Source organism: Haloarcula sp. S1AR25-4, from assembly GCF_031624555.1.
Classification (GTDB): domain Archaea; phylum Halobacteriota; class Halobacteria; order Halobacteriales; family Haloarculaceae; genus Haloarcula; species Haloarcula pellucida.
In genome coordinates this window covers 1,458,973-1,482,245 of sequence record NZ_JAMQOR010000001.1, presented here as the reverse complement: position 1 = coordinate 1,482,245, position 23,273 = coordinate 1,458,973, and the positions used below count along the sequence as shown (strand labels likewise).

The following is a 23,273-nucleotide window of genomic DNA, read 5'->3' as shown; positions in this document are numbered from 1 at the left end:
CGCACCCGCGGCTATTTGGTCACACCTCGCGCACGGTAAGCCATGACTGCGACTGTCGCCGGGCAGACGGCGCTCGTGACGGGTGGAGCAGGGTTCATCGGGAGCCACCTCGTCGACGCCCTTCGGCCGGCCAACGACGTGCGGGTTCTCGATAGCTTCGTCACCGGGGAGCGCTCCAGAGTGCCCGACGACGTGACGCTCGTCGAGGGCGACGTGCGCGACGAGGCGGCACTCGGCCGAGCGATGGACGGCGTCGACCTCGTCTTCCACGAGGCGGCCGTCGTCAGCGTCGCCCAGTCCGTCGCGGACCCGACGACGAGTCACTCGGTCAACGTCGACGGGACGCTCTCGGTACTGGAAGCGGCCCGCCGGCAGGACGCCCGGGTCGTCTTCGCCTCCAGCGCGGCCATCTACGGCGCACCCGAGTCGATGCCGGTCACCGAGACGGCACCGAAACAGCCCTCCTCACCCTACGGGCTGGAGAAGCTCTCGGGCGACCACTACTGTCGGCTGTACGCCGACCTCTACGACCTGCCGACGGTCGCGCTCCGGTACTTCAACGTCTACGGACCGCGCCAATCCGGCGGGGACTACGCCGGTGCCATCACCGCGTTCACCGAACAGGCCCGCAGTGGCGGCCCCCTCACCGTGCAGGGCGACGGCCGGCAGACGCGGGACTTCGTCGACGTCGCGGACGTGGTGCAGGCGAACCTGCTCGCGGCGACCACCGACGCGACGGGGGAGGCGTTCAACGTCGGCACCGGGACGGGCACGACCATCCGGACCGTCGCCGAGACGATTCGGGACCGGGTCGCGCCCGACGCCGAGATTACCACCGTCGAGCCACGACGGGGAGACATCCGCGAGAGCGTCGCCGACGTTGCGAAGGCCCGCGAGCGACTCGGGTACGACCCGACCGTCTCGCTGGAGGCGGGCCTCGCCGACTATCTGGGGTGAGGCGGCGCTGGACAGGAACGGCTTTCAATCGTCGCTCGCTACCGTGTGTCGATGCCTCCCGAGGCCGTGACCGACGCCGTAATCGGCGTCGCTCTCGCCGGGTTCTTCCTCTTCACCGGGACGGCTTCGTGGTACTTTCCGACGGTCTTTCTCCGCCTGTTCGACGGCGACGACGTCTCGCCGTGGCCCCAACTCCTCTTTACGCCGGCCGCGTACGTCGGGGCTTACGTCCTCTCCCTGACCATCGGGCTGGGGCTGTATGCCGTCCACGGCGTGGTCGCGCTCTGTATCGGCGCGGCCGTCGTCTGCCGCCACCGGCGGTCGACTGCGAATCCCGACTCGCTGTGGCCGCCCCGTTGGACAGGGCAGGCCCTCGTCGCTCTCGGTGCGGGACTCGCCCTCTTCTCCGTGGTCCGCACGCTCGGCGCGGCGTAACTCACTCCACGACGACGGTGCCGCGCATCCCGGACTCGTGGGGGATACAGAAGTAGGGGTACTCGCCGGCCACCTCGAACGTGTGGCGGTACGTCTCGCCCGACCCCACGCTGCCGTCGGGGTAGGCCTGCCGGGCGGCCGACTCGCTCTCGAAGTCGCCGGAGGCGAAGTACGCGGCGCCGTCGGGGAGGTCGGCCTCGTAGGCGGTAGCGCTGTGGGCCACCGACCCCGTCGTCTCCCAGACCACCGTGTCGCCGGCAGCGACCGTCACCTCCTTCGGGTCGAACACGAGGTCGTCGGTCATCGCGACGCGCGTCTCGCTCGGCCCGTCGTCGCCCGACCCGCCACAGCCGGCCAGCGTGCCGACCAGTCCCGCCCCACCCAACCGCAGTAGCGTCCGTCTGTCCATACGCCCCGGACGCTCGCCAGTAGGTTAAGCTTAGTCGGCGACTGCAACACTTTTGCCGCCGCCAGCGAAACAGGGGGCAACGATATCTCCTCGATGGTCTCCGCACCGCACCGCCGCCGCGCCGAGTACGTCCCGATCGCCGTCTGCCTACTGACGGCCGTCGGACTGTCGGCGGTTTCCCTCCTCGGCCTCTTGGCACGGCCGACGCTCCTCCGGGCGGGGTTCACGCTCGTCGGTGCCGTCGTCGCGCTGGTACTCTTCGTCGCCTCTCGCGGCGAGTTCCCCGACGCAGACGGTCGCGTCCCGGCCAGCGTGGTGACGAAAGTCGTCCTCGCGCTCGCCGGCGGAGCCGTCGTCGCCACGTCGCTGCTCGGGTCTCGCCTGCTCCCGTTCGCCGTCGTCCTCCCGCTGGGTATCGCACTGGCCGCCCTGCAGATACGCGCCGACCCCTCGGTTCCCGCGGTGCTGACACAGCTATCGGCGCTCTTTCTCGCGGGCCGACTCGGGAAGTATCTCACGACCGGGTTCTACTTCGGCGGCACCGACACGTTCGCCCACGTCGCCGCCGTCGAGACGCTCGTCGAGGCCCGCTACACGACGGCCATCGCCCACGGCTACGACCTCTACCCCGTCTTTCACTTCTTCGTCGGCACCGTCACGCACCTCACCCGCCTCGGCGCCTACGACGCGCTGGTCCTGACCGGCATCCTGCTGTTCACGCTGGTCGTCCCGCTGGCGTACCTCCTCGGGGCGTCGGTGTTCGGGTCGACCCGACTGGGCTTGACGACTGCCCTGTCGGTCCTCCTCCTGGAGTTTTTCAGCTACCACGCGCTGTACTTCTACCCGCAGGCGCTGGCGTCGGTCCTCCTGCTCGTCGGCATCTACGTCAACAGTCGACTGCTCGACGCCAGCGACGAACGGACCTACCGCCGCCTCTCCGTGTTCGCTCTCCTCCTCGTCGGGACGATGGTCGTCACCCACCATTTGACGTATCTCCTGTTCGCCGGCGTCGCGGCGGCGGCCGTCCCGGTCGTACTCGCGCGGCCGTCCCTCCTCCCGACTGTCTCGGGTGGCCGCTGGCCGACGCTCCGATACCGGTGGCTGTTCCCCGGCGTCGTCGGCGGAGCGCTCCTCCTCGCGTACTGGTCGTACTCGCCCAGCCTCATCGTCGTCGGCATCGTCGAACTGTCGCTGGGCGTGCTGTTCGACGTGGCGACGGTCCCCCCCGCACGACTGTACACCTACGGTGTCACGCTGCCGGGCGACAGCGTCGGTCGGGCGGTCCAGTGGTTGTCGACACCGACGGGCGTCTACGCCGCCGGCCTCGGGTCGCTCCTGTTGCTCGCGGCGTACGAACTGCTCGACCACCTCGGACGGTACCGGCGCGGCTTCACGCTGGCCGTCACGGGCCTCGGCCTCTCCGCTCTGCTCCTCCCGTTCCCGATTCCGATTCCCCAGATAGAGCGGCTGAAGTTCGTCGTCACGCTCGTCGCAGTGTTCCCCCTCGCCGTCGGCCTCCGACGGGCGCTCTCCGCCGACGGGCGATACGTCGCCGTCGCGTTGCTGGTGGTCGCCTCGCTCGGCGGCGCGACGGCGTTCACCGTCCTCGCCGCCGACGACGTGGAGGGCGTCTACACCGACGAGCGCCGCGAGCAGGTGTCGATGACCGACGCGGAGTTCCGGGCTATCGGGACTACCGCCGCGTTCGTCGAGACGTACGCGTCCGACGACGTGGCCACTGACCGCGTGACCAACCGCGCCTTCGAGACGGCGGACTACAACGCCACGCGGGTCCTCCGCGCACGGCCGAGCGGACTACGCACCGGCGCCGACTTCGTCGTGGTGCGCGAGCGCTGGACGGACCACCTCGTCGCACTGGGCCTGAGCCTCCGGAGTAGCGAGCAGAACGTCTTCACCCTCTCCGAGGAGCGGTTCGCCGCCACCGAGGCGCGGTCGAACGTCGTGTACGCCACCGACGCTGTCCGAGTCTACCACAGTCCGGACGGTTTCCGCGGTCTCTACGGCGAGAACGGGACGGCGGCGACGAACGCCACCGGACAGTAGCACTTCCGGTCGACGGCTCACTCGCCGAACTGCCGGACGTTCGCCAGCAATTTCGCCCGGAGCGACGGCGAGGCGAGGACGACGGCGCTGTAGACGACCCCGCCCAGCAGTATCTGCGCGACGAGGCCGGGGAGCGTCGCGGGCGCGACGGTGCCAGCGACGACCAACACGCCGCCCATCACCGCGGCCGCGCCGACACACCACACGACCACGCCCGTCGGGAACGACAGCGGGATGACTCGCCGGAGGTACCCGCCGAGGACGAGCGTGTTGACCGTCATCGCGGTCCCGGTGGCGGCCGCGGCGCCGACGAGGCCGAACCGGGGCACCAGCACGACGTTCAGGACCACGTTCAACGTCAGCGACGCCACCGTCGCGTAGGCCCCGACGTCGGGTCGGTCGAGCGCCCGGATCGTCGCGTCGAAGACGTTGTTGACGGCGGTGACCAACTTCTCGCCCATCAACACGACGAACGCCGCGGTGGCGAGGAGGAACTCCGGCCCGAAGACGAGGCCGAGTATCTGCTCGGAGAGCAGCGCGACGCCGACGAAGGCGGGAATCACGAGGACGAGCGACGCCGCCAGTCCGTCCCGCACCGTCGGCGCGATGCGGTCGCGCTCTCCGGTGGCGTCCCACGCGCTCATCTGTGCGAAGACGGTGTTCGAGACGACGACGCCGACGATGCCAGTCATGACCGTCACTCGCCACGCGAGTTCGTAACTGGCGACGTGCGCTCCCGAGAGGAACAGGCCGACGACGAGGACGTCCATGCTGTTGTAGACGTGCCCGCCCAACCCCCAGACGCCGTTGAACTTCGCGTAGTCGACGAGCGTCCGCAGGTGCCGGGTCGAGGGTCGGGCCAGCCCAGTCTCCATCCGGACGACGCCGGCAGCCAGCAACACGACGTAGCCCGCGACGAGGCCGTAGACGAGCGCCATCGCACCCGCGCCGAACTGGACGAGGACGACGGCGACGACGACGTAGGTGGCGAGGCGGAGAAACTGGAGGACGGCCGTCTCGTCGGCCCGCATCTCCGCGCGGAGGACGTGGAGCGTGAGCATCGACGACTGGTACAGCACGGCGGCGACCAGCAACGGGACGACGACGGACGCCCCGACGTAGTCGTTCACCACGCCCCGGAACGGGACGACGAGCGCCGCCAGCCCGAGCAACAGCGTTCCTTTGAGGAGGAGCGCCGCCGCGAGAATCGCGTCCGGATCGGTCCCCTCACTGATGCGTTTCTCGACGGCCCCGTTGATGCCGAAGTCGGCGAACGTCCCGAGCGTACTCAACACGGCCTCGAACAGGAAGAACACGCCCAGCGCCGCCGCGCCGAGCGCACCCGCGAAGTACACAGTCGAGCCGAACCCGACGACGACGCCGACGATTTCCAGCGCCAGCAAAAGCCCGCCCGCCTTCGCGAAGTTCAATCGCCGGGGCATCGTCGGTCGCCCGACCGACGCTGTGTCTCGGCCACGGTCCCCGGTCATGGTCGGGCGGTTCGACGGGGGACTGCGCGTGCGGTGCGTTCGGCCAGCATCATGGCATCACCCGTGCGAGCAACGCCCGTCCCAGCGCGAGGGCTGTCGACGGGTGTGGGGCGATGCGGAGCGCTCGCGCGAAGTACGCGACGGCGCGGTCGAACTCCCCCTCTCGGTGGTACGCCCGTCCGACGGTCGTGAACAACTGGACGTAGTAGATGTCGGTGTACGGGTGGGCGGCGGGCACTCGCTGGTCGACCAGATAGCCGAAGCGTTTGGCCTGTTCGAGGTACTCGTCGACGGGCATCCCCGACGCCATCATACTCTGGTCGTGGTGCCGACGGGTGAACAGGTCCGGGCAGAGGCAGACGCCCGCCTCCGTCGCGGCTTCGAGGACGTAGAGCGTGTCCTCGCCGCGGCGCAACTCGGACTCGAACCGGACGCCGACCCGGTCGGTGTCGACGAGGATGGCCGACGTGACCTCGTCTAAGTCGCCGACGAACGCCTCGTAGACGAACTCGTCTCTCGACATCGGATCGCCCGCCAGACAGAGGCCCGCGCCCGTCTCGGCCATCCGTTCCAGTTGGCGTTCGAGTTTGTCCGGCTCCCAGAGGTCGTCGGCGTCGAGGAAGGCGACGTACCGGTGCTGTGCGCGGGCGAGGCCGGCGTTGCGCGCGTCGGCCGGCCCCGTGTCGACGTCGTCGACGACGATCAGTTCCGTCGGCACGGACTGTGCGGCGACGGTCGCCTTCGCCTCTTCGAGCATCTCAGCGGGCGTGTATCTCTGACTGTACGGGACGACGACCGAGACGGGCCCGTCCGCATCGTCGGTCACCATTCGGCCATCACCGTCCGGTGAATCTCGTTCAGGCGCTCGGCGTGGTGGCGCCACGTCCACTGCTGGTCGAGCAGTCGCCGGTGGCCGGCGGCGCCCATCTCGCGCAACCGCTCGGGGTCATCGAGGAGGTGGTCCAGCGTCTCGGCGAGTGTCTCGGGGTCGTGTGGTGGGACCAGCACGCCCGTCTCGCCGTCGACGACCATCTCCGGGATACCACCGACCGACGAGGCGACGACCGGCGTCTTCGCGGCCATCGCCTCGTAGATGACCGTCGGCCGCCCCTCTCGCCAACTGGGATGGACCAGCACGTCGGCGGCTATCTGCCAGCGACGGAGCGCCACGGGGTCGAGTTGCCAGAACGACCGGGCGGGGTGGCGGAGTTTGCCGAGGCGGTCCAACAGCCACCACCGGAGGTCGCCCTCGTGGCCGACGGTCACGAGCATCACGTCCGCCCGGTCTAAGGCGTCGACGGCCGCGACGAGTTCTTTCAATCCCTTCTCCTCGGCGTAGGCACCGACCGAAAGCAGCACCGTCGTCTCCGGGCCGATGCCCAGTTCGTCGCGAATCTGCTCGCGTCGGTCGGTCGGGAACCGCGACGGGTCCTCGCCGATGGGGACGGTCCGGATTTTCGACTCGGGGACGAACCGGGCGGCGCGGGTCGCGAGCTCGTCGCTGACGACGACGATTCGGGCGGCGTACGCCAGCGTCTCGCGGATGCGGGCCTGTGCCTGCTCGTTGAACGACTCGTAGTTGTGGAGGTCGACGGCGTGACTGTTGACCACCAGCGGCAGGTCGTGCCGACGGCAGTACCGCAACATCCCGTAGCCGTCGAGGTAGATGTCCGAGGTGTGGACCACGTCGTGGGGCGTCTCGAAGGTGCGTTCGACGTACCTCGTGACGCGCTTCTGGAGCGAGTCGCCGGAGACGTGGTAGCAGTACTGCTTCGGCACCGCGTAGAGGAACCGGGGGTAGTGTGCCACGTAGGTGCCCCAGCGCTCCGTCCGGGGGACCCGCGAGTACTCCGAGTACGGACCGACCGGTGGGGCGAAGGGCGTCGGCACCACCACGTCCAACTCGGCGGCGGTCCGGTTCAGCGCGTCGAACGAGCGGTGGTTGAACGGCGACCGGACCGGGAGCGCGTGGCTCTGGTGGTGGATAGAGCAGGCCAGCACCCGGTAGGGGTCGCCGTCGTTACCGGGCTGGACGGTCATCCGTCACCACCCGTCACCAGCGACCGGAGGCCGAGTACCGACCAGAACGCCAGTCGAGCGAGGTCCTTCGGTCGGGTGAACGCACACGCGTCGAGGTACGACGCGGCCTCACCGAACCGCCCCGCGGCGAGGAAGTGTCCGACGATTCCCATTCGGTGGACCCGCCGGACCGGGACGCCCTCACGCTCCAGTTCCGCCACGAGGTCGGCGTTCCGGGCGAGATAGCGCCGGTCGTTCTCGGCGTACGTCTCGGCGGGCGCGTCCCCGGTGAAATGTGTCACCGCGAGCGGTTCGTCCACGTACGCGAGGTTCCCGGCCGCGAGAACCCGCAGGACGAGGTCCCAGTCTTCGTAAATAGACAGGCTCTCGTCGAACCCGCCCGCCGCTTCGAGAACCGCCCGCTCGACCACGAGCGTCGATCCCGGCCCCATGAACACCTGCATGGCGAGCAGCGACGTCGCCAGTTCCCGACCGCCCTCTCTCGGGGCCGACGAGCGAAAGAGGCGGTCGGAGACGACGGCGGCGAGGCGGCCCAGCGGGGAGAGGCCGGCCGTCCGAAGGTCACAGTAGGCGCCGACCCACCCCTCGCCGCGTGACTCGACGGCGGCGAGTTGCCGCTCCAGTTTCCGGGGGAGCCACTCGTCGTCCGAGTCGAGAAAGGCGACGTACTGGCCGCGAGCGGCCTCGACGCCGGTGTTGCGGGCGGCGCTGACCCCGCGGTTCGTCTCGTGGGCCAGATAGCGGACGCGGTCGTCGTACCCCTCGACCACTGCTCGCGTGTCGTCTGTCGACCCGTCGTCGACGACGACCACTTCGAGGTCCTCGACGGTCTGTACCAGCGCGCTGTCTATCGCGCGGCCGACGAGGTGCCCCCGCTCGTAGGCCGGAATCACGACGCTGACGCGGGGGCTACGCACGCACGACCTCCCGATGAACCTCGTTCAGGCGCTCGGCGTGGCGCTGCCACGTCCACTGCTGGTCGAGGAGTCGCTGGAGACCCGCTCGGCCCATCTCGCGCAGTCGCTCGGGGTCGTCGAGCAGGTAGTCCAGCGTCTCGGCCAGCGCCGCCGGGTCGTGTGGCGGGACGAGGACGCCCGTCTCGCCGTCGACGACCATCTCCGGGATGCCGCCGACGTTCGACGCCAGCACGGGCGTCTCGGCGGCCATCGCCTCGTAGATGACCGTCGGGCGGGCCTCGAAGTGACTCGGGTGGACCAGCAGGTCCGCGGCGACGTGGAGACGCCGGACCGCGATGGGGTCGAGTTGCCAGTAGGCGTGGGCCGGGTGGCGTAGTTCGCCCAGTCGGTCGAGGAACCACCAGCGGAGCGCCCCGCCGTGGCCCACGGCGGCGACGGCCACGTCGTCGCGGTCCAGCGATTCCAGCGCGGCGACGAGGTCACGGACGCCCTTCTCCTTCTCGAAGCGGCCGACGAACAGGAGCAGTTTCGTCTCCGGGGCGACGCCTAGCTCCCGGCGGATGGCGTCCCGACGCTCGGTCGGATAGTTCTCCGGGTCCTCGCCGATGGGGAGCGTCGTGACCTTGCTCGCGGGCGCGAAGCGACGGGCGACGGCGCTGAGTTCGTCGCTGACCGTGAGGACCGCCGAGCAGTAGTCGATGGTCTCGCGGATGTGCGACTGGACGGCGTCGTTGAACCGGTCGAAGTTCTTCAGGTCACCGGCGTGCGAGAGGGCCACGAGCGGGATGTCGTGGCGCTTGCAGTACTCCAGCGTGGCGTAGCCGTCGAGGTAGAACCCGCAGGCCTGCACCACGTCGTGGGGCGTCTCGAAGGTGCGCTCGACGTACTTCGTGACGCGCTTTTGGACGGAGTTACCCGAGACGTGGTAGAAGTAGCGCTTCGGGAGCATGTACAGGTAGCGCGGGTAGTGGACCCGATAGGACCCCCACTGCTCGGTCTTCGGGACGTGGCGGTACTCCGAGTACGGGCCGACGGGCGGGGCGACGGGCGTCGGGGACACCACGTCTAGATCGACGCCGGTGGCGTTCAGCGCGTCGAACGAGCGGTGGTTGAACGGCGTCCGGACCTGAAAGACGTGGTTCGGGTGCTCGGTCGCACAGCCGAGGACGCGGTAGGTCGCGTCGGGGTCGCTTCGAGATATCGGTTCGTCAGACATGAGGGAACTGTTGGACGTCTCCCACACCACTCCGTGTGGCTGGGAGGCGGTACGTACGTCCTACTGTATCGCCGAGTGAGGTGTTATGCTTTCCGGGGCGAGACACCGGAACCACGTCGACTTCGTCGGTCCGACCCCCCGCACCGATAGGGTTATCCTCCGAGGTATCCACTCCTTACCCGTGTCAGCGAAGGGTGTGGACGGTGGACGGCCGGTGGTGTCCGTCGTCGTCGTGACGTACAACTCCGAGAGGACGGTAGGCGAGACGCTCGCCTCGCTCACCGAGCAGACGTATCCGGACGACCGGTACGACGTGTTCGTCGTCGACGGCGGGTCGACGGACGGGACCGCCCGCATCGCCGCCGACCACGGCGTCTCGTTCCTCGTCGCCGAGGGCGCGACCATCGGTGAGTGCCGCAACCGCGGCGCCGACGCGGCTAACGGCGACTACGTCGCTTTTACCGACTCCGACTGCGCCGTGCCGGCGACGTGGCTCGGCGATCTCGTCGAGCGAATCGAGGCCCACGCCGCCGACGAGTCGGTCGTCGGCGTCGGCGGGCCGAACCGCCCGTTCCCGGGCGATCCGGCGTTCGCGAAACTGGTCGGGAGTCTGCAGGGCACCGTCTTCGGGTCCGGCGGGTCCCCACAGTCCCACGCCATCGACGAGGTTCGACTGGTGCGGTCGGTCGCGGCCTGTAACGTCCTGTACGACGCCGACGTGTTCGAGGAGTTCCGCTACGACGACGCGGTCAACGTGGGCGAGGACGCGGAGTTCCACTTCCGCCTGAGCGAGGCCGGTTACCGGTTCGTCTTCGACCCGACTATCGCCGTCTCGCACCATCTCTCGCCGACCTTCGGCGACTTCTGTACGAAGAACCGTTCGTACGGGTACGCGATGGCCCGTATCCAGCGCCGCCACCGGAAAGTCATCCGGTGGTACTCCGCCCTGCCGTCGCTGGCGCTCGGCGGCGGGACGCTCGCTGCACTGGCCGACCTCCGCGCCCGGAAGGCCCGCTACGTCCCGCTCTTGCTCCTCGCGTTTCTCGTCGTGAGCGGCTACGCCACGGCGCAGGTGTACCGCGACCGGCGGAGTCCGCTGGCGTTGCTTGTCCCGGCGATGCTCGCCGCGCAGTACTGCCTCTACGGCGTCGGCTTCCTCGAAGGGCTGACAGCGCCCGACCCGGAGCCCCAAGACCTGCCGTAGCGGGCTCAGGCCCGGTAGATACCGATGGCCCAGTGGTGTTCGCCGAGTACCTGATAGCCGAGTCCGAGGTTGCCGTCGACCGCGCAGTGCCAGCCCTCGCCGTCGAACCACGGGTCGACCTGATGCATCGCTCCGGAGTTCCACCCGAGTCTGCCGGTCCCCTCCACGGCGGGCGAGTCGTCGCGTTCCTCGTCGTCGTAGCTCGTCGGGGTGAGGTCGGTAATCTCGTACAGGCGTACGGCTTCGCCGTAGCGGTCGGCGCAGTCCTGATAGAACGCGAGGACTCGGTCCTCGAACACGAGCGGACGGCCGCCGGGCCGCGCCGCGCGTGCCCGCCCTTCGACGACGGGATTCCGGTCGTGCGGGGTCCAGTCGGGCGCTTCGAGCGCGTCGCTGTAGTAGGCGTAGAGGTCGACGCCGTCGCCCAGCAAGCCCCACCAGCGGCCCTCCCAGCGGAAGACGCTGAAGTCGTGCAGCGGCGTCGCCGGCTGGACGAGGTCGGCGACGGGACTCCACTCGTGGGGGAACGAGTCGGCGCGATAGAGCGTCACCCCGGCGGGACCGTGCTCTTTGGCCCAGCGGTCGGGAATCATGTAGTGGTCGCCGTCCCAGCGGAAGACGTAGGGATACGAGAGGTGCTCGTCGGTTTCGAGGACGACGCGGTCGTAAGTCCACTCGTACCCGTCCGCGCTCTCTGCGTGGGCGATAGCCGCCGACGGCTCCCGGTTGTGGGTGTACACCTCGAAGAACATGTGCCACTCGCCGGTCTCGGTGACGAACAGAAACGGGTCGGCCACGCAGTCGGTCCGGCCGAAGTCGGTGACGTCCGCGCCGGTCAGCACCGGGTTGACGTCGCCCGCTGGCTGGAACAGCGACGGGGCGCGGTCGGCCTCGGTGGGGTAGGTCGGCACCGCCGGACCATCGTATCGCCCGGCGACGTCGACCGGGTCCGGCACTCGTCGACCGGTCGGCGGTCGCACGTGTAGGCGTTCACCGGTGTGCCACGCGGCCCGTTCGAGGAGCGTCGACTGCGCGAGGAAACGACGAGCACTGTGGAGGACAGGGTCGACCCGGGAACGCGCGTGTGCGAGCAACCGGGGCCGGGAGGAGTCGCTAGCCATAATCGGTGCCTACCACTCCACCGCGGGACTACTTAATCACACACGACGGCGAGAGCGGCTAGAACCCGGTTCCAGCGGTGCCGAGCGCCCGAAGGCAGCCCGTGTTTCCGTCGCTGTGGGTAACGCTCACGTCCTCGGGTGCGCCGTGGTACAGCGACGGCGCACTGGGGTCGCCCGCGGCCGAGAGGTTGACGACGTTCGACGTGACGTCGGCCGCTGCGCCCAGTTCGATGTACGGCCCGAGTACCTTCCGGGCCGGCCCGCGGCCGTTGTAGCTGTCGTACCCCAGTTCGTACACGTAGCCAGCCGTTCCGGTGACGTGTTTGACCGTGTCGACGACGGCCGTCCCGTGGCCGAGCAGTCGCACGATAGCGGGCGGACTTGTCGGATTGGTGGTCGGTTCCCAGTGAACGTTGCCGAACTCCAGCATGCTGTCCCACGTCTGGTGGACGGCGACGCCGGCCGACCCGCCCATGGTGAGGTAGTCGACGGTCTGTGTCCCGCCCCGGGAGAAGAACACCGTCGTGTTCTGCCCGCTGACGGTGGCGCTGGGGTAGGCGGCGATGGTGCCGAACCAGTTGGCCGGGCCGTACCACGAGCGGAACTCGAAGAGGCCGTCCTGGTCGCCGGCGTCACACTCGTAGATGGTGAGTTGGTCGTGGCGACACTGGAACGGCCCGACGCCCTCGTCGACGCGGTAGACGGCGTTGTTCCAGCCCCAGAACAGCAGGCGGCCGACCTGCAGGTCCTGCGTGTCCCTGTTCGCGTGGCGGATGGCGACGCCGGTCGGTTGGGTTCCGGCGGGACCGTTCAACGCGAACCCGTCGAGTTTGACGCGGTCCACGCCTGCGTCCCGGTCGAACAGGATGCCGTCGGCGGTCCGGTCGGTGATGGCGACTTTCGATATCTCGACGCCGAGACCGAGTATCTGCGTCTCCGCGTAGGGCCGGATGGGGCCCGTCTCCTCGACCACGCCAGCCGGGAGACGCACCTCGCCGCCGCCGTTGGCCGCGACGAGATCCAGTGCGTCCTGAATCGGCGTGTCGGTCCCCGCGGGGTCGATGGTCTGCGGGGCGGCGAGGCTCCGACCGATAGCGACGACGAAGCCGTCGAGGAGCAGCGACTCGACGCCCGCCCCCTCTACCGTCGTGGTGTCGCCCGTCCCGTCGGCCCCGATGGTCCCGAGTTGGCTCCACGACCCGCCGTCGCCGATGTAGACGTCCCCGGTGTCCGTCGCGAGGAACTTCGCGCCGGCCTTCGCGACGTAGTTCGACCGGTTGGCGTCGACGTCGCGTATCTCGACGTCCGTGTCGATGCGTTCGAAGTTGCGGTTCAGCGGTTCGTCCCAGTCAAGCGTGCCGGCGGCCGGCGTCTCGTATTGGTGGTTGTCGGTCATGGTCAGTTGTCGACGATGCCGCCGTAGCCGTGGCTCCCGTAGCCGGACTCGCCGAACTCGTCGTTTGGAATCGGTGTCAGTGTCGCAGTCGCCGTCTCGGTGGCAGTCGCCGTCGCTGTCGGCGTGGGCGACGGGGCCATCCCTTCGTACAGCGACGTGACCGCGCTGGCGGTCAACGCGGTGTCGTAGACCCGCACGTCGTCGACGGTGCCGACCATCCCGTAGTAGGAGGTGTAGCCGTTGTCGCCGCGGCCGACGTACAGCGACCGGGTGCTGTGGACGACCGAACCGGACTGCGACGCGTCTCGGTCGACCTCTCCGCCGTCGAGATACAGCACGAGGGCGTCGCCGTCCCACGTCAGCAGGAGGTGGTGCCACTCGCCGTCGTGGGTGGCGACGCCGAACGGGTTGACCGAGGCCTGCCCGCTCTCGACGGCGACGTGGCCGCGGACGCTGTTGTCAGTCTGGACGTCGACGGCGTAGCCTTCGTCGCCGAAGCGCGCGTCGGCCTTCTGGACCACGGTCTGACTGTTCGCGCCGCTGGTCGTCCGGTACCACCCGCCGAAGGAGAGTTCGGCAGTCGGCGTCAGCGAGGCGGCGTCCGCGACTTCGACGTAGTCGTCGCTACTCGACCCGAACGTGACGCCGGAGGTGCCGAACACGCCGGTCGTGTCGAGCGTCGGCGACCCGCGGAGGAACCCGTCTGCGGACCCGACGCTGTCGGCCGCGACGGTCCCGCTCGTCTCCTCGAACCGCCAGCGAGCGACCGGCGCCGGGCCGGTACTCTCGGTGGGCGTCGGGGTTGGCGTCGGGGTTGGGGTGGGTGTCTCGGTAGGTGTCGGTGTCGCCGTTTCCGTCGGCGTCGGCGTGGATGTCGGTGTTTCCGTCTCGGTAGGCGTCGGGGTCGAGGTTGGTGTCGCTGTCGCCGTCTCGGTGGGTGTCGGCGTCGCAGTCGTCTCTGACACCCCCTCGTAGAGGTCCGTCACCTCGCTCGCCGACAGCGCGCGGTCGTAGACCCGCACGTCGTCGACGGCCCCGTCCATCCCGTAGTAGGAGGTGTAGCCGTTGTCGCCGCGGCCGACGAACAGCGACCGGTCGCTGTGGACGACAGCGCCCGATTGGGAGGCGTCTCGGTCCACCTCGGTCCCGTCGAAGTACAGGACGAGGGCGTCGCCGTCCCACGTCAGCAAGAGGTGGTGCCACTCGCCGTCGTGGGTGGCGACACCCCAGGGGTTCACCGAGGCTTGTCCGCTGTCGACGGCGACGTGGCCGCGGACGCTGTTGTCGGTCTGGACGTCGACGGCGTAGCCCTCGTCGCCGAAGCGCGCGTCGGCCTTCTGGACCACGGTCTGGCTGTTCTCGCCGCTGGTCGTCCGGTACCACCCACCGAAGGAGAGTGCGGCGGGACGGAGGGCGCCCGCGTCGGCTACCTCGACGTAGTTGCCAGACCCCGACAGGAAGTCGTAGGCCGTCGAGTCGTGGACGCCCGCGACGCCCTGTGTCGGCGCGCCGCGGATAGCGCCGTCGTTGCCGCCGACGGCGTCCGCCGCGGTCGACCCGGTCCCGTCGAGCGTCCAGTGGGCGACGAGGCCGTCGCTCGGTCCCGACAGCGACAGGGCGCGCGGTGCGAACACCGCCGACTGAACGTCGCCAGTGACGACCCACGGGACGCCACCGTATCCGAGACGACGCGTTCCGTCCGGATCCTGACCCAGACATCCAGCCACGGACGCGGTGCCGAGCGCTCCCCCCGTCAACTTGAGCAGCGAGCGTCTGGAGAGGTCGTGACTGTCGGCGTCGTCCGTCGGCGGTGGGTCCGGTACCATCTTGCCATCAGATGGTTACCAGCAAATATATCCCTTACTACTACTGTTGTCGAACTTTCAGGATGGGTGTGGGGGTGAAAACCACGAGGCAAACTCCGATTGCGGCAAAACAGTCGAGAGGCTCGCTTACTCGACGGTGACGCTCTTCGCGAGATTACGCGGTCTGTCGATGGGGCGGGCCTTGCTGTCGGCGACGTAGTAGGCGAACAACTGGAGGTAGACGTTCGCGGCCAGCGGTTCCAGCAGGCCGAGGTCGGGCACGCCGAATCCCACCTCGTAGTCGCCTTCGTGGCCAGACTCGGAGGCGATGGCGATGACCGGCGCGCCGCGGGACTGGACCTCCTTGACGTTGTTCCGGGTCTCCTCGGGCCGGGCGCCGTCGGTGAGGACCGCCAACACGGGCGTCGCCTCGGTGACCAGCGCCAGCGGCCCGTGTTTCAGTTCGCCCGCGGGGAACCCCTCGGCGTGGTCGTAGGATATCTCCTTCAGTTTGAGCGCGCCCTCCAACGCGACCGGGTTGGCGAACCGCCGACCGATGAAGAAGAACGCCTCGCCGCCCGCGTAGGCCTCCGCCACCTCGCGGACCTCCTCGTCGCGGTCGAGGGCCTGCTGGACGGCACCCGGGAGGTCCTGCAGGTTCGAGAGCAGTTCCCGGCCCGCCACGGGGTCGAGGTCGCCGCGCACGTCGGCAACGTCTATCGCAAACATGGCGAGGCTCACCACCTGCGAGGCGAACGTCTTGGTCGCGGCGACGCCGATTTCCGGCCCCGCCTGGATGTACAGGGCGTCGTCGCACTCGCGGGCGACGGTGCTCCCGACGGTGTTGGTGACGCCGAGCGTCCGGATGCCGGTCCGCTTCGCCATCCGCAACGCGCGGAGGGTGTCGGCCGTCTCACCGCTCTGGCTGACGCCGACGACGAGGGTCCGACTCGGGTCCCGGCCGCTCCCGACGGTGTACTCGCTGGCGTACTCGACGGTCGCGCGCACGTCCGCCAGCGTCTCCAGCAGTTGCTTCCCGTACAGACAGGCGTGGTAGGAGGTGCCACAAGCGACGAGTTGAATCTCGTCGAGGTCGTCGAGGAAGGACCGAGACAGCGAGAGGTCGAGGTCGACCCGCTCCTCGATGGGGTCGATGCGACCGGCGACGGCCTGCCGCAGCGCCTGTGGTTGCTCGTGAATCTCCTTGAGCATGTAGTGTTCGTAGCCGCCCTTCTCGGCGGCCTCGGCGTCCCACTGGATGGTGTGGACCGCGCGGTCGACCGGGGCGCTGTCGTGCCAGACCGAGATGCCGTCCCGCGTCAGGTGGGCGACGTCGCCGTCCTCCAGATACGACACCTCGCGGGTGTGTTCCAACAGTGGCGTCACGTCGCTCGCGATGAAGTTGCCGTCCGCCCCGTGGCCGACGACGAGAGGGCTGTTCCGACGGGCCGCGACGATGCCGTCGTACCCCGCCGCCACGACGCCCAGCGCGTAGCTCCCCTCGATGCGGTCGACGACGGCGGCGACCGCCTCCCGCAGGTCCGGGGTACGTTCGAGTTCGTCCTCGACGAGGTGGGCGACGACCTCCGTGTCCGTCTCGCTGCGGAACGTGTGCTCGGGCAGCTCGGCCCGCAGGTCGTCGTAGTTGCCGACGATGCCGTTGTGGACGACGGCGACCCGACCCGAACAGTCGGTGTGGGGGTGGGCGTTGGCGTCCGTCGGTTTCCCGTGCGTGCTCCAGCGGGTGTGGCCGATGCCACAGGTCTGGAGGGCGTCCTCGGGGAGGTCGAGGTCGGCCACGAGGCCGACCTGTTTGGTCACCGAGAGCGCGTCGTCGACCAGTGCGACGCCCGCGGAGTCGTAGCCGCGGTACTCCAGTTTCTGTAACCCCGCCACCAGTCGTGGCTGGGCCGGTTCCGCGCCGACGTAGCCGATGATTCCACACATGATTACCCCCTCCGTATCGTGTCGCCGCTGTCGATCCGTCCCCGCAGGACGGTCCCGCAGTCGGCCAGCACCTCGCGGCCGACGACGGTGCCCGGTGCGACGGTGACGCCGCCGCGCAGGGTCGTCCGGTCGGCCAGCACCGCGCCCAGACCCACGTCGTCGTGGACCGTCTCGCCGACGACGACCCGCGCCGGGCCGCCCTCGGCGGTGGCGTTCGGGCCGACCGACACCGACTCGCCCACGATGCAATCGTTGAGGACGGCGCCGTCACCGATGCGAGCGCCCGCCATCACGATGCAGTTCGAGAGCGTCGCGTTCGCGCCCACGCGGACGTTCCGACCGAGGGCCGTGCCCGGCAGGAGCGTCGCGTTCGGCCCCACGGTGACGCCCTCGTCCAGCGCCACGTCGTCCGCGACGGCGGCGCTGTCGTGGACGGCGGCGCCGTCGACGTCGTCGTCCCGTCGGCGGAGCAACGCGGCGTTCGTCGTCAGCAGGTCCCACGGGTAGGTGAGGTCCTGCCACGTGCCGCGGTGGAGCACCGCCGACAGCGACCCGTCGTCGGCCAACCGCTGGAGCGTGGTCGCCATCCCGTAGTCCTGCCCCTCCGCCGGGTCGATGTCCCGGACCACGTCGAAGACGCTCGAATCGAAGACGTACGCCCCGGCGTTGACGAGGAACGGTGGGTCGTCGGTCGGGTCCTTCGAGACGGCCACGACCGACTCGCCGTCGACCGCGACCGCGCCGTACTCCGTCGGTCGGTCGGACTGCACGGCGGCGATGGTCGCCCGCTCGGTCCGCTCCCACCGCTCCAGCAGGTCGGCCAGCAGGTCGGCGTCGACCAACTGGTCGCCGTGGAGGACGAGGAACGGCCCGTCGACGACGGACTCGGTCTGTGCCAGCGCGTGGGCCGCGCCGAGCTGGTGGTTCTGTACGACGTACCGTATCGGGACGCCCCACTCGTCGCCGTCGCCGAAGTGGCTCTGGATGCGTTCGCGTGCGTGGCCCACGACGAGCACGATCTCGTCGGCGCCGGCTTCGACTGCGGCCTCCAGTACGGATTCGAGAATGGGCTGGTTCCCGACTGGGACCATCGGTTTCGGCCGGCCCTCGGTCAACGGGCCGAGCCGTTGGCCTTCGCCGGCCGCGAGTATCACCGCTTGCATGGGTCTCCCGTCCAGCTAAGCATAGCTTACCGGTGGTCGCCGACCGGGATATAGGTTGCTCCGCGTCCGGTAGGCGCTGACAAACCGTTAACTGCGTGCGGCCCGTCCTCCGTGCATGAATCGACGGAATGTGGGGGTCGCGGGGTCGTCGCGACGAGTCTTCTTGCGGACGCTCGGTGCGGTCGGGGCCGCCAGTGCACTCGCCGGGTGTTCGTTCGGCGCGCGCGACGCTAGCGGTGGCGACGGCGACGGTAGCGACGCCGCCGATGGCGGCGACGGGAGCGACAGCGGCGGGTCGACCGGCAACTTCTTCGAGCAGGGGCCGACGATCGGCGTCGAAGCGGTGGCGACCGGACTCGTCTCGCCGACGGCCCTCGTGACGGCAGACGACGGCACCGACAGGCGGTTCGTCGTCGACCAGACGGGCGTGGTGTACGTCCACGGCGCCGACGGCCTCCGCGAGGACCCGTTTCTGGACCTCTCGGACCGACTGGTCGCACTCGGACAGGACCTCCCGAACTGGGTGGCCTTCGATGAACGCGGACTGCTCGGACTGGCGTTCCACCCCGAGTTCGCCGACAACGGCCTGTTCTACGTCCGGTACAGCACGCCCGCGGCCGACGACGAACTCGACCACCGGGAGCGGCTCTCGGAGTTCCGGGCGACGGCCGACGGGACCCGTGGCGACCCCGACACCGAGCGAATCCTGTTGGATTTGCCGTGGGAACGGCCCATCCATCAGGCCGGGACGATAGAGTTCGGCCCCGACGGCTACCTCTACGCGGCGCTGGGCGACGGCCTGAACCCGTTCAACGGGCAGGACCTGACGAACAACCTGAAGGGCGCTGTCCTCCGCCTCGACGTCGACGGACGCACCGGCGACCTGCCCTACGGCATCCCCGCGGACAACCCGCTGGTCGGGCGGGAGGGCCGCGACGAGCAGTACGCGTGGGGCCTCCGGAACCCGTGGAAGATGGCCTTCAGCGGCGACCAGCTCATTCTGGGCGACGTCGGGCAGGCGACCTACGAGGAGGTCGACGTCGTCGAGAAGGGCGGAAACTACGGGTGGCCGCTGAAGGAGGGGTTCCACTGTCACGACCCGCAACTGGGGACGAGCGAGGACGGTGAGTGCGTCGTCGAGTCCGACCGCGGCGAACCGCTCGTCGACCCGGTGCTGGAGTTCCCGCACTTCGACGAGGAGGGGTATCCCGTCGGCTTCGCGGTCATCGGCGGCCATGTCCACACCGGGACCGTCGATCCGCTCCGCGACGAGTACGTCTTCGGTGCGTTTACGAGTTCGTTCACTGAGGCCGCCGGCCGCATCGTCGCCGCGACGCCGCGGGACTCCGGTCGGTGGCCGATGCGGGAGGTGCAGGTCGAAGGTGGCCTCGATATACAGGTGCTGTCGTTCGGGCAGGACGGCGACGACAGCTACGTCCTCGGGACCAGAGCGGCACTGGCCGAGAACCCCCTCTCGAAGCGCGAGGGCGTCGTCTATCGGCTCACCAGCTAGAGGACGCCCACTGACTCGTACCAGTCGATTGTCTCGGTCAGCGCCGACTGCCACGAGCGCTGGCGCACCGGTGCCTGTTCGGTCAGGTCCTCACGGACCGTGCCGAAGTCGCCCCGTTCGAGGAACCCGTCGCCGGGCACCGGCGAGACGCCGACCCGGTGGAGCAGGTCCAGCGTCGGCTTGACGACCCAGCGAGTCACGCCGTAGGGGACGCCGACGACGCGGCAGTTCCCCGGCGCGTGTCGCGCGATGGTCCCCAGCACCTGCCGGTTCGAGAGGTTCGGGCCGGTAATCAGGTGCCGGCCGGTCGCTCTCTCGTCGAGACAGTGGGCGATGCTCGCGGTCACGTCGTCGACGTGGACGACGTTGTACTCGTCGTAGGTGTACAGCGGCGGCACCAGCACCCGGTTGGCCGCGATGGGCCGGACGTGTTCGTAGCGGGTCAGCCGGTAGTCCCGCGGGCCGCAGATGTAGGTGGGGTACAGCGCCGCCACGTCGAAGGGGTGGGTCTGCCCGAACAGCAGGTCCTCCACGGCGACCTTCGAGCGCTGGTACGGCGAGTCCGTATCCGCCGGCACCTCGGGGTGGGCCCCGACGGTGCTGAGGAAGACGAACGTCTCCACGTGGGCGTTGGCCGCCGCGTCGACCAACCGCTGGGTACCTCCGGCGTTCGTCCGTTGCATCTCCGACTGTGCGTACACCGCGGCCGCGAGGTGGACGACCGAGTCGACGCCGTCCATCGCCGCCGCGAGCGAATCGGGGTCCGAGAGGTCGGCCTCGACGGTGTCGACGCCGTCGGGAAGCCGCGCCGTCGACGCGCCCGGTCGGACCATCGCCACCGTCTCGCGGTCGGCCATCGCGTGCAGGAGGTTCAGGCCGATGAACCCCGTCGCACCCGTGACGAGGACGGTCACTGCTCGGCCCTCCACGCGGCCCCGGTCCGCTCGTACACCGCATCGATTACCTCGGCGACGGCGACGCCCCGTGACGCGGGCGCGGCCGTCTCGGTGTCGCCCGCGGCGGCGTGGTCGGCGAAGTCGTGGATGCGGGCGGTGTGGGCGTCCTCGTCGCCCGCCGGGAACAGCGTCGCCACGCCGACGTCGACCAGTGGCAGGTCGCCGTGCTGGAACTCGATTGGGCGGCCGTGGACCTCGCCCCGTAACGTCTCGGCGTCGAGTTCCAGCCACCCCTCCGTTCCGACGACGAGGACCCGCGTCACGCCGTCGGTCTGGGTCCACGTCGCCGAGAGGTCCACGGGAACCTCGTCGATTTCGAGCGAGACGCGGGCGGTGTCCTCGACGGCGTGCCCCCGCAGGTGTCGCACGTCGGCGGCCGTCACCGTCGCGTCCTCGCCGAACGTCTCGAAGAGCACGTCCAGCGAGTGCGGGAACAGGTCGCGGGCGACGCCGCCGCCCGCGAGGTCGGGATCGTAGTACCACCCCTGCTGTGGCGGCGCCGAGTGGTGGGCGACGGTCACCTCGACGACGTCGCCGAGCAGGTGGTTCGATAGCATCTCCAGCGCGCGCTCGTAGTTCCGGTAGTACCGGTGGAGGTAGCCCACCTGCGTCACGACGCCGGCCGCGTCGGCGGCCTCGGCCATCCGGCGGGCACTCTCGGCAGTCAGGGCCAGCGGTTTCTCACAGAGGACGTGACAGCCCGCGTCGACGGCGTCCAGAAAGATTCCTTCGTGCGTACTCGGCGGCGTGCAGATACTGACGACGTCGAGGCCGTGGGCCGCGAGCATCGCTTCGGCGTCCGCGTAGCCCGGTACCGAGAGGTCCCTCTCGACGGCCGACCGCCGGGCGTCGTCGCGTTCGGCGACGGCCACGACGCGCGTGTCGGGGTGACTGGTGAATGCCGGCACGTGGTAGTCGGTGGCCATCCAGCCAGCCCCGACGACCCCGACGGCCAGTTCGGTCATGGACTACCTCTCGCCCGTGGCGGAGATAAACCCATCCCTAGGCGCGGCTTACTGCGGGACGTGGCGCTCCCCGACCGAACCATACAGTTAGGGCGAGGCCGCGCGAACGCATATCGGATGACCGACCTCACGACCTCGGTCCACCGCTCTATCACCGAGGTCAAACAGGGGGAGTGGAACGCTATCGTCGCCCAGCAGTCCCGCACTGGGAGCGTCTTCGAGCGCTACGAGTGGCTGAAGGCCTACGAGGACGCGACCGGCGCGTCCGCTCGGCACGTGCAGGTCCGCAAGAACGGGACGCTCGTCGGCGTCCACCCGGCGTTCGTCCGCCCGATTCCGGGGACGCCGTTCCGCTTTCTCGGCCCGGCGAAACCGGGGTCCAACGGGGCGATGATAGCTACCGACGAGGCCGCCGTCTTCGACGCCATCGCGGACGAGATGGCCGCGCTGACGGGTGGCCGGACTATCGGCCATCTCCTCAGACCCGCTGGGGGTGACTCGCTCCGATACGCCACCCGACTGCGCGACCGGGGCTACTTCCCGTCGGTGCGAGACTGCCAGTTCGTCCTCGACACCGACCGCCCGTGGGATGCCGTCGCCGCCGACCTCTCCCAGAAGAAACGGCGGAACCTCCGGAAGGCCGACGAGGCCGGCGTCTCCGGGACGGACGTGGCGGTCACGGCCGACAGTATCGACGCCTTCGCGGCACGTCACGCCGAGCACGTGCGCCGTCTCGACGGCGACGGGGCCTCGCCGGAGTTCTTGCGGGCGCTACTGGCGGCCCTCGGTGACCGACTGCAACTGTTCCGGGCGACCGACGCCGCGGGCGACCCTGCCGGCGAACTGCTCGCGGTCCGCGACGACGAACGGGACTGTCTCGACTTGTTGTTTCCGGCCTACGACCCGGCGAACTTCCGGCAGTTTCCCTCCGAAGTGCTGTACCGGGCGGCTATCCAGTGGGGTATCGACGCCGGTTACGGGACCTGCAACTTCGGCGAGACGACGCCGGACTTCGCGGACGGCACGTTCTCGTTCAAGACGGCGTTCGGTGGGCGTTCGGTCCCGACGGTGCGGTGGGAACGCGTCGACTCGCTGGTCGGTCGGGTCCTCTATCTCCTCGGGAGCGACCGCGTCGTCGCGCGCTTGTTCGGGTCGGCGCTCGGCCGGCGACCCGGCGGCTAGTCGACGCGCTCCGCGGGCGTCGCCCCACCCCGGGCGAGCGCTCGACTCGTCGCCGTCGTCTGCGGGTCGCTCAGTCGTTCGCAGGCGTCAGCCTCCGGGAGCCACTCGAACTCGGTGTGTTCGTGACTCAGTACGACGTCCGCACGCCCGGTCGTGCAGTGGTAGTACACCGCGAGTCGACCGTTGCCGGCCTCGTTGTGCCAGGTGACCGTGTGGACCGGGCCGTGGACCGCGACCGATAGCCCGGTCTCCTCTTCGACTTCGCGACGGAGACAGTCCGTCACGGCCTCGCCGTCCCGAATCCGTCCGCCCGGCAGTTCCCACCCGCCGTCGCTCGCCCGGCGGAGGGTGAGAACCCGGCCGTCTGGTCGACAGACGACGCCGCGGACGCTCACCGTCGCTTCGAGGAACTGTTCGTCCATACGTCTCGATTGCGAGACGGTAGTGTCAGTCTACCGGTTGCCACGGCCAGCGTTCATTACGCTGGGGGGTG

The 23,273-nt window shown here is 69.4% G+C and carries 20 protein-coding genes; 6 read left to right on the top strand and 14 right to left on the bottom strand.

The window, feature by feature from the left end; translation table 11 throughout:
* Positions 1-42 precede the first annotated feature (42 nt).
* Together NDI85_RS07755 and NDI85_RS07750 are read left to right on the top strand one after the other, a co-directional pair.
* On the top strand, positions 43-957 hold the full coding sequence (locus NDI85_RS07755) for an NAD-dependent epimerase/dehydratase family protein (RefSeq protein WP_310915429.1): 915 nt from the start codon (positions 43-45) through the stop codon (positions 955-957).
* A gap of 51 nt (positions 958-1,008) precedes the next feature.
* Positions 1,009-1,392 carry a hypothetical protein gene (locus tag NDI85_RS07750; protein ID WP_189000976.1) on the top strand — a complete coding sequence of 128 codons (384 nt, stop codon included), beginning with the start codon at positions 1,009-1,011 and terminating at the stop codon, positions 1,390-1,392.
* Between the two features lies 1 nt (position 1,393).
* Here NDI85_RS07750 and NDI85_RS07745 read toward each other — a convergent pair whose 3' ends face one another.
* Positions 1,394-1,801: a plastocyanin/azurin family copper-binding protein gene (locus NDI85_RS07745; protein WP_310915428.1), complete on the bottom strand. Its 408-nt coding sequence runs from the start codon at positions 1,799-1,801 to the stop codon at positions 1,394-1,396.
* Between the two features lie 93 nt (positions 1,802-1,894).
* Between NDI85_RS07745 and NDI85_RS07740 the strand changes: the two genes are divergently transcribed.
* Complete coding sequence (locus NDI85_RS07740) at positions 1,895-3,865, top strand: hypothetical protein (RefSeq protein ID WP_310915427.1); 1,971 nt, start codon at positions 1,895-1,897, stop codon at positions 3,863-3,865.
* Positions 3,866-3,882: 17 nt separating this feature from the next.
* On the opposite strand, the gene NDI85_RS07735 is transcribed toward NDI85_RS07740, so the two are convergent.
* The 5 genes from NDI85_RS07735 to NDI85_RS07715 form a co-directional block, all read right to left on the bottom strand.
* Positions 3,883-5,307, bottom strand: a complete 1,425-nt coding sequence (locus NDI85_RS07735) for a lipopolysaccharide biosynthesis protein (RefSeq protein ID WP_310915426.1) — start codon at positions 5,305-5,307, stop codon at positions 3,883-3,885.
* 97 nt (positions 5,308-5,404) lie between these two features.
* Positions 5,405-6,184: a glycosyltransferase gene (locus tag NDI85_RS07730; protein WP_310915425.1), complete on the bottom strand. Its 780-nt coding sequence runs from the start codon at positions 6,182-6,184 to the stop codon at positions 5,405-5,407.
* Entirely contained in the window at positions 6,178-7,395 is a 1,218-nt protein-coding gene (locus tag NDI85_RS07725) for a glycosyltransferase family 4 protein (RefSeq protein WP_310915424.1), read from the bottom strand. The genes NDI85_RS07730 and NDI85_RS07725 overlap by 7 nt, the downstream gene beginning before the upstream one ends.
* Entirely contained in the window at positions 7,392-8,312 is a 921-nt protein-coding gene (locus NDI85_RS07720) for a glycosyltransferase (protein ID WP_310915423.1), read from the bottom strand. The genes NDI85_RS07725 and NDI85_RS07720 overlap by 4 nt, the downstream gene beginning before the upstream one ends.
* Positions 8,305-9,528 carry a glycosyltransferase family 4 protein gene (locus NDI85_RS07715; RefSeq protein ID WP_310915422.1) on the bottom strand — a complete coding sequence of 408 codons (1,224 nt, stop codon included), beginning with the start codon at positions 9,526-9,528 and terminating at the stop codon, positions 8,305-8,307. The genes NDI85_RS07720 and NDI85_RS07715 overlap by 8 nt, the downstream gene beginning before the upstream one ends.
* Positions 9,529-9,709: 181 nt before the next feature.
* Between NDI85_RS07715 and NDI85_RS07710 the strand changes: the two genes are divergently transcribed.
* Positions 9,710-10,732: a glycosyltransferase gene (locus NDI85_RS07710; RefSeq protein WP_310915421.1), complete on the top strand. Its 1,023-nt coding sequence runs from the start codon at positions 9,710-9,712 to the stop codon at positions 10,730-10,732.
* A 5-nt stretch (positions 10,733-10,737) separates the two neighbouring features.
* On the opposite strand, the gene NDI85_RS07705 is transcribed toward NDI85_RS07710, so the two are convergent.
* The 5 genes from NDI85_RS07705 to NDI85_RS07685 all read right to left on the bottom strand — a co-directional run bounded on the left by NDI85_RS07705 (position 10,738) and on the right by NDI85_RS07685 (position 18,164).
* Positions 10,738-11,853 carry a hypothetical protein gene (locus NDI85_RS07705; protein ID WP_310915420.1) on the bottom strand — a complete coding sequence of 372 codons (1,116 nt, stop codon included), beginning with the start codon at positions 11,851-11,853 and terminating at the stop codon, positions 10,738-10,740.
* A gap of 58 nt (positions 11,854-11,911) precedes the next feature.
* Complete coding sequence (locus tag NDI85_RS07700) at positions 11,912-13,249, bottom strand: hypothetical protein (protein ID WP_310915419.1); 1,338 nt, start codon at positions 13,247-13,249, stop codon at positions 11,912-11,914.
* A gap of 2 nt (positions 13,250-13,251) precedes the next feature.
* Positions 13,252-15,075 carry a LamG domain-containing protein gene (locus NDI85_RS07695; protein ID WP_310915418.1) on the bottom strand — a complete coding sequence of 608 codons (1,824 nt, stop codon included), beginning with the start codon at positions 15,073-15,075 and terminating at the stop codon, positions 13,252-13,254.
* A gap of 126 nt (positions 15,076-15,201) precedes the next feature.
* Complete coding sequence (glmS, locus tag NDI85_RS07690) at positions 15,202-17,001, bottom strand: glutamine--fructose-6-phosphate transaminase (isomerizing) (protein ID WP_310915417.1); 1,800 nt, start codon at positions 16,999-17,001, stop codon at positions 15,202-15,204.
* A 2-nt stretch (positions 17,002-17,003) separates the two neighbouring features.
* Positions 17,004-18,164, bottom strand: coding sequence for a sugar phosphate nucleotidyltransferase (locus tag NDI85_RS07685; RefSeq protein ID WP_189001011.1), 1,161 nt, complete (start codon positions 18,162-18,164; stop codon positions 17,004-17,006).
* Between the two features lie 115 nt (positions 18,165-18,279).
* On the opposite strand from NDI85_RS07685, the gene NDI85_RS07680 reads away from it, so the two are divergent.
* On the top strand, positions 18,280-19,677 hold the full coding sequence (locus NDI85_RS07680; RefSeq protein ID WP_310915416.1) for a PQQ-dependent sugar dehydrogenase: 1,398 nt from the start codon (positions 18,280-18,282) through the stop codon (positions 19,675-19,677).
* Here NDI85_RS07680 and NDI85_RS07675 read toward each other — a convergent pair.
* Together NDI85_RS07675 and NDI85_RS07670 are read right to left on the bottom strand one after the other, a co-directional pair.
* On the bottom strand, positions 19,674-20,591 hold the full coding sequence (locus NDI85_RS07675) for an NAD-dependent epimerase/dehydratase family protein (RefSeq protein WP_310915415.1): 918 nt from the start codon (positions 20,589-20,591) through the stop codon (positions 19,674-19,676). The genes NDI85_RS07680 and NDI85_RS07675 overlap by 4 nt on opposite strands.
* Positions 20,588-21,598 carry a Gfo/Idh/MocA family protein gene (locus NDI85_RS07670; protein ID WP_189001020.1) on the bottom strand — a complete coding sequence of 337 codons (1,011 nt, stop codon included), beginning with the start codon at positions 21,596-21,598 and terminating at the stop codon, positions 20,588-20,590. Before NDI85_RS07670 ends, NDI85_RS07675 begins: the two co-directional genes overlap by 4 nt.
* Before the next feature lie 117 nt (positions 21,599-21,715).
* Here NDI85_RS07670 and NDI85_RS07665 point away from each other — a divergent pair, with 117 nt between their 5' ends.
* Positions 21,716-22,780: a GNAT family N-acetyltransferase gene (locus tag NDI85_RS07665; protein ID WP_189001022.1), complete on the top strand. Its 1,065-nt coding sequence runs from the start codon at positions 21,716-21,718 to the stop codon at positions 22,778-22,780.
* On the opposite strand, the gene NDI85_RS07660 is transcribed toward NDI85_RS07665, so the two are convergent.
* Positions 22,777-23,202, bottom strand: a complete 426-nt coding sequence (locus NDI85_RS07660) for an NUDIX domain-containing protein (protein WP_189001026.1) — start codon at positions 23,200-23,202, stop codon at positions 22,777-22,779. The two genes, NDI85_RS07665 and NDI85_RS07660, sit on opposite strands and share 4 nt — an antisense overlap.
* Between the last annotated feature and the right edge of the window lie 71 nt (positions 23,203-23,273).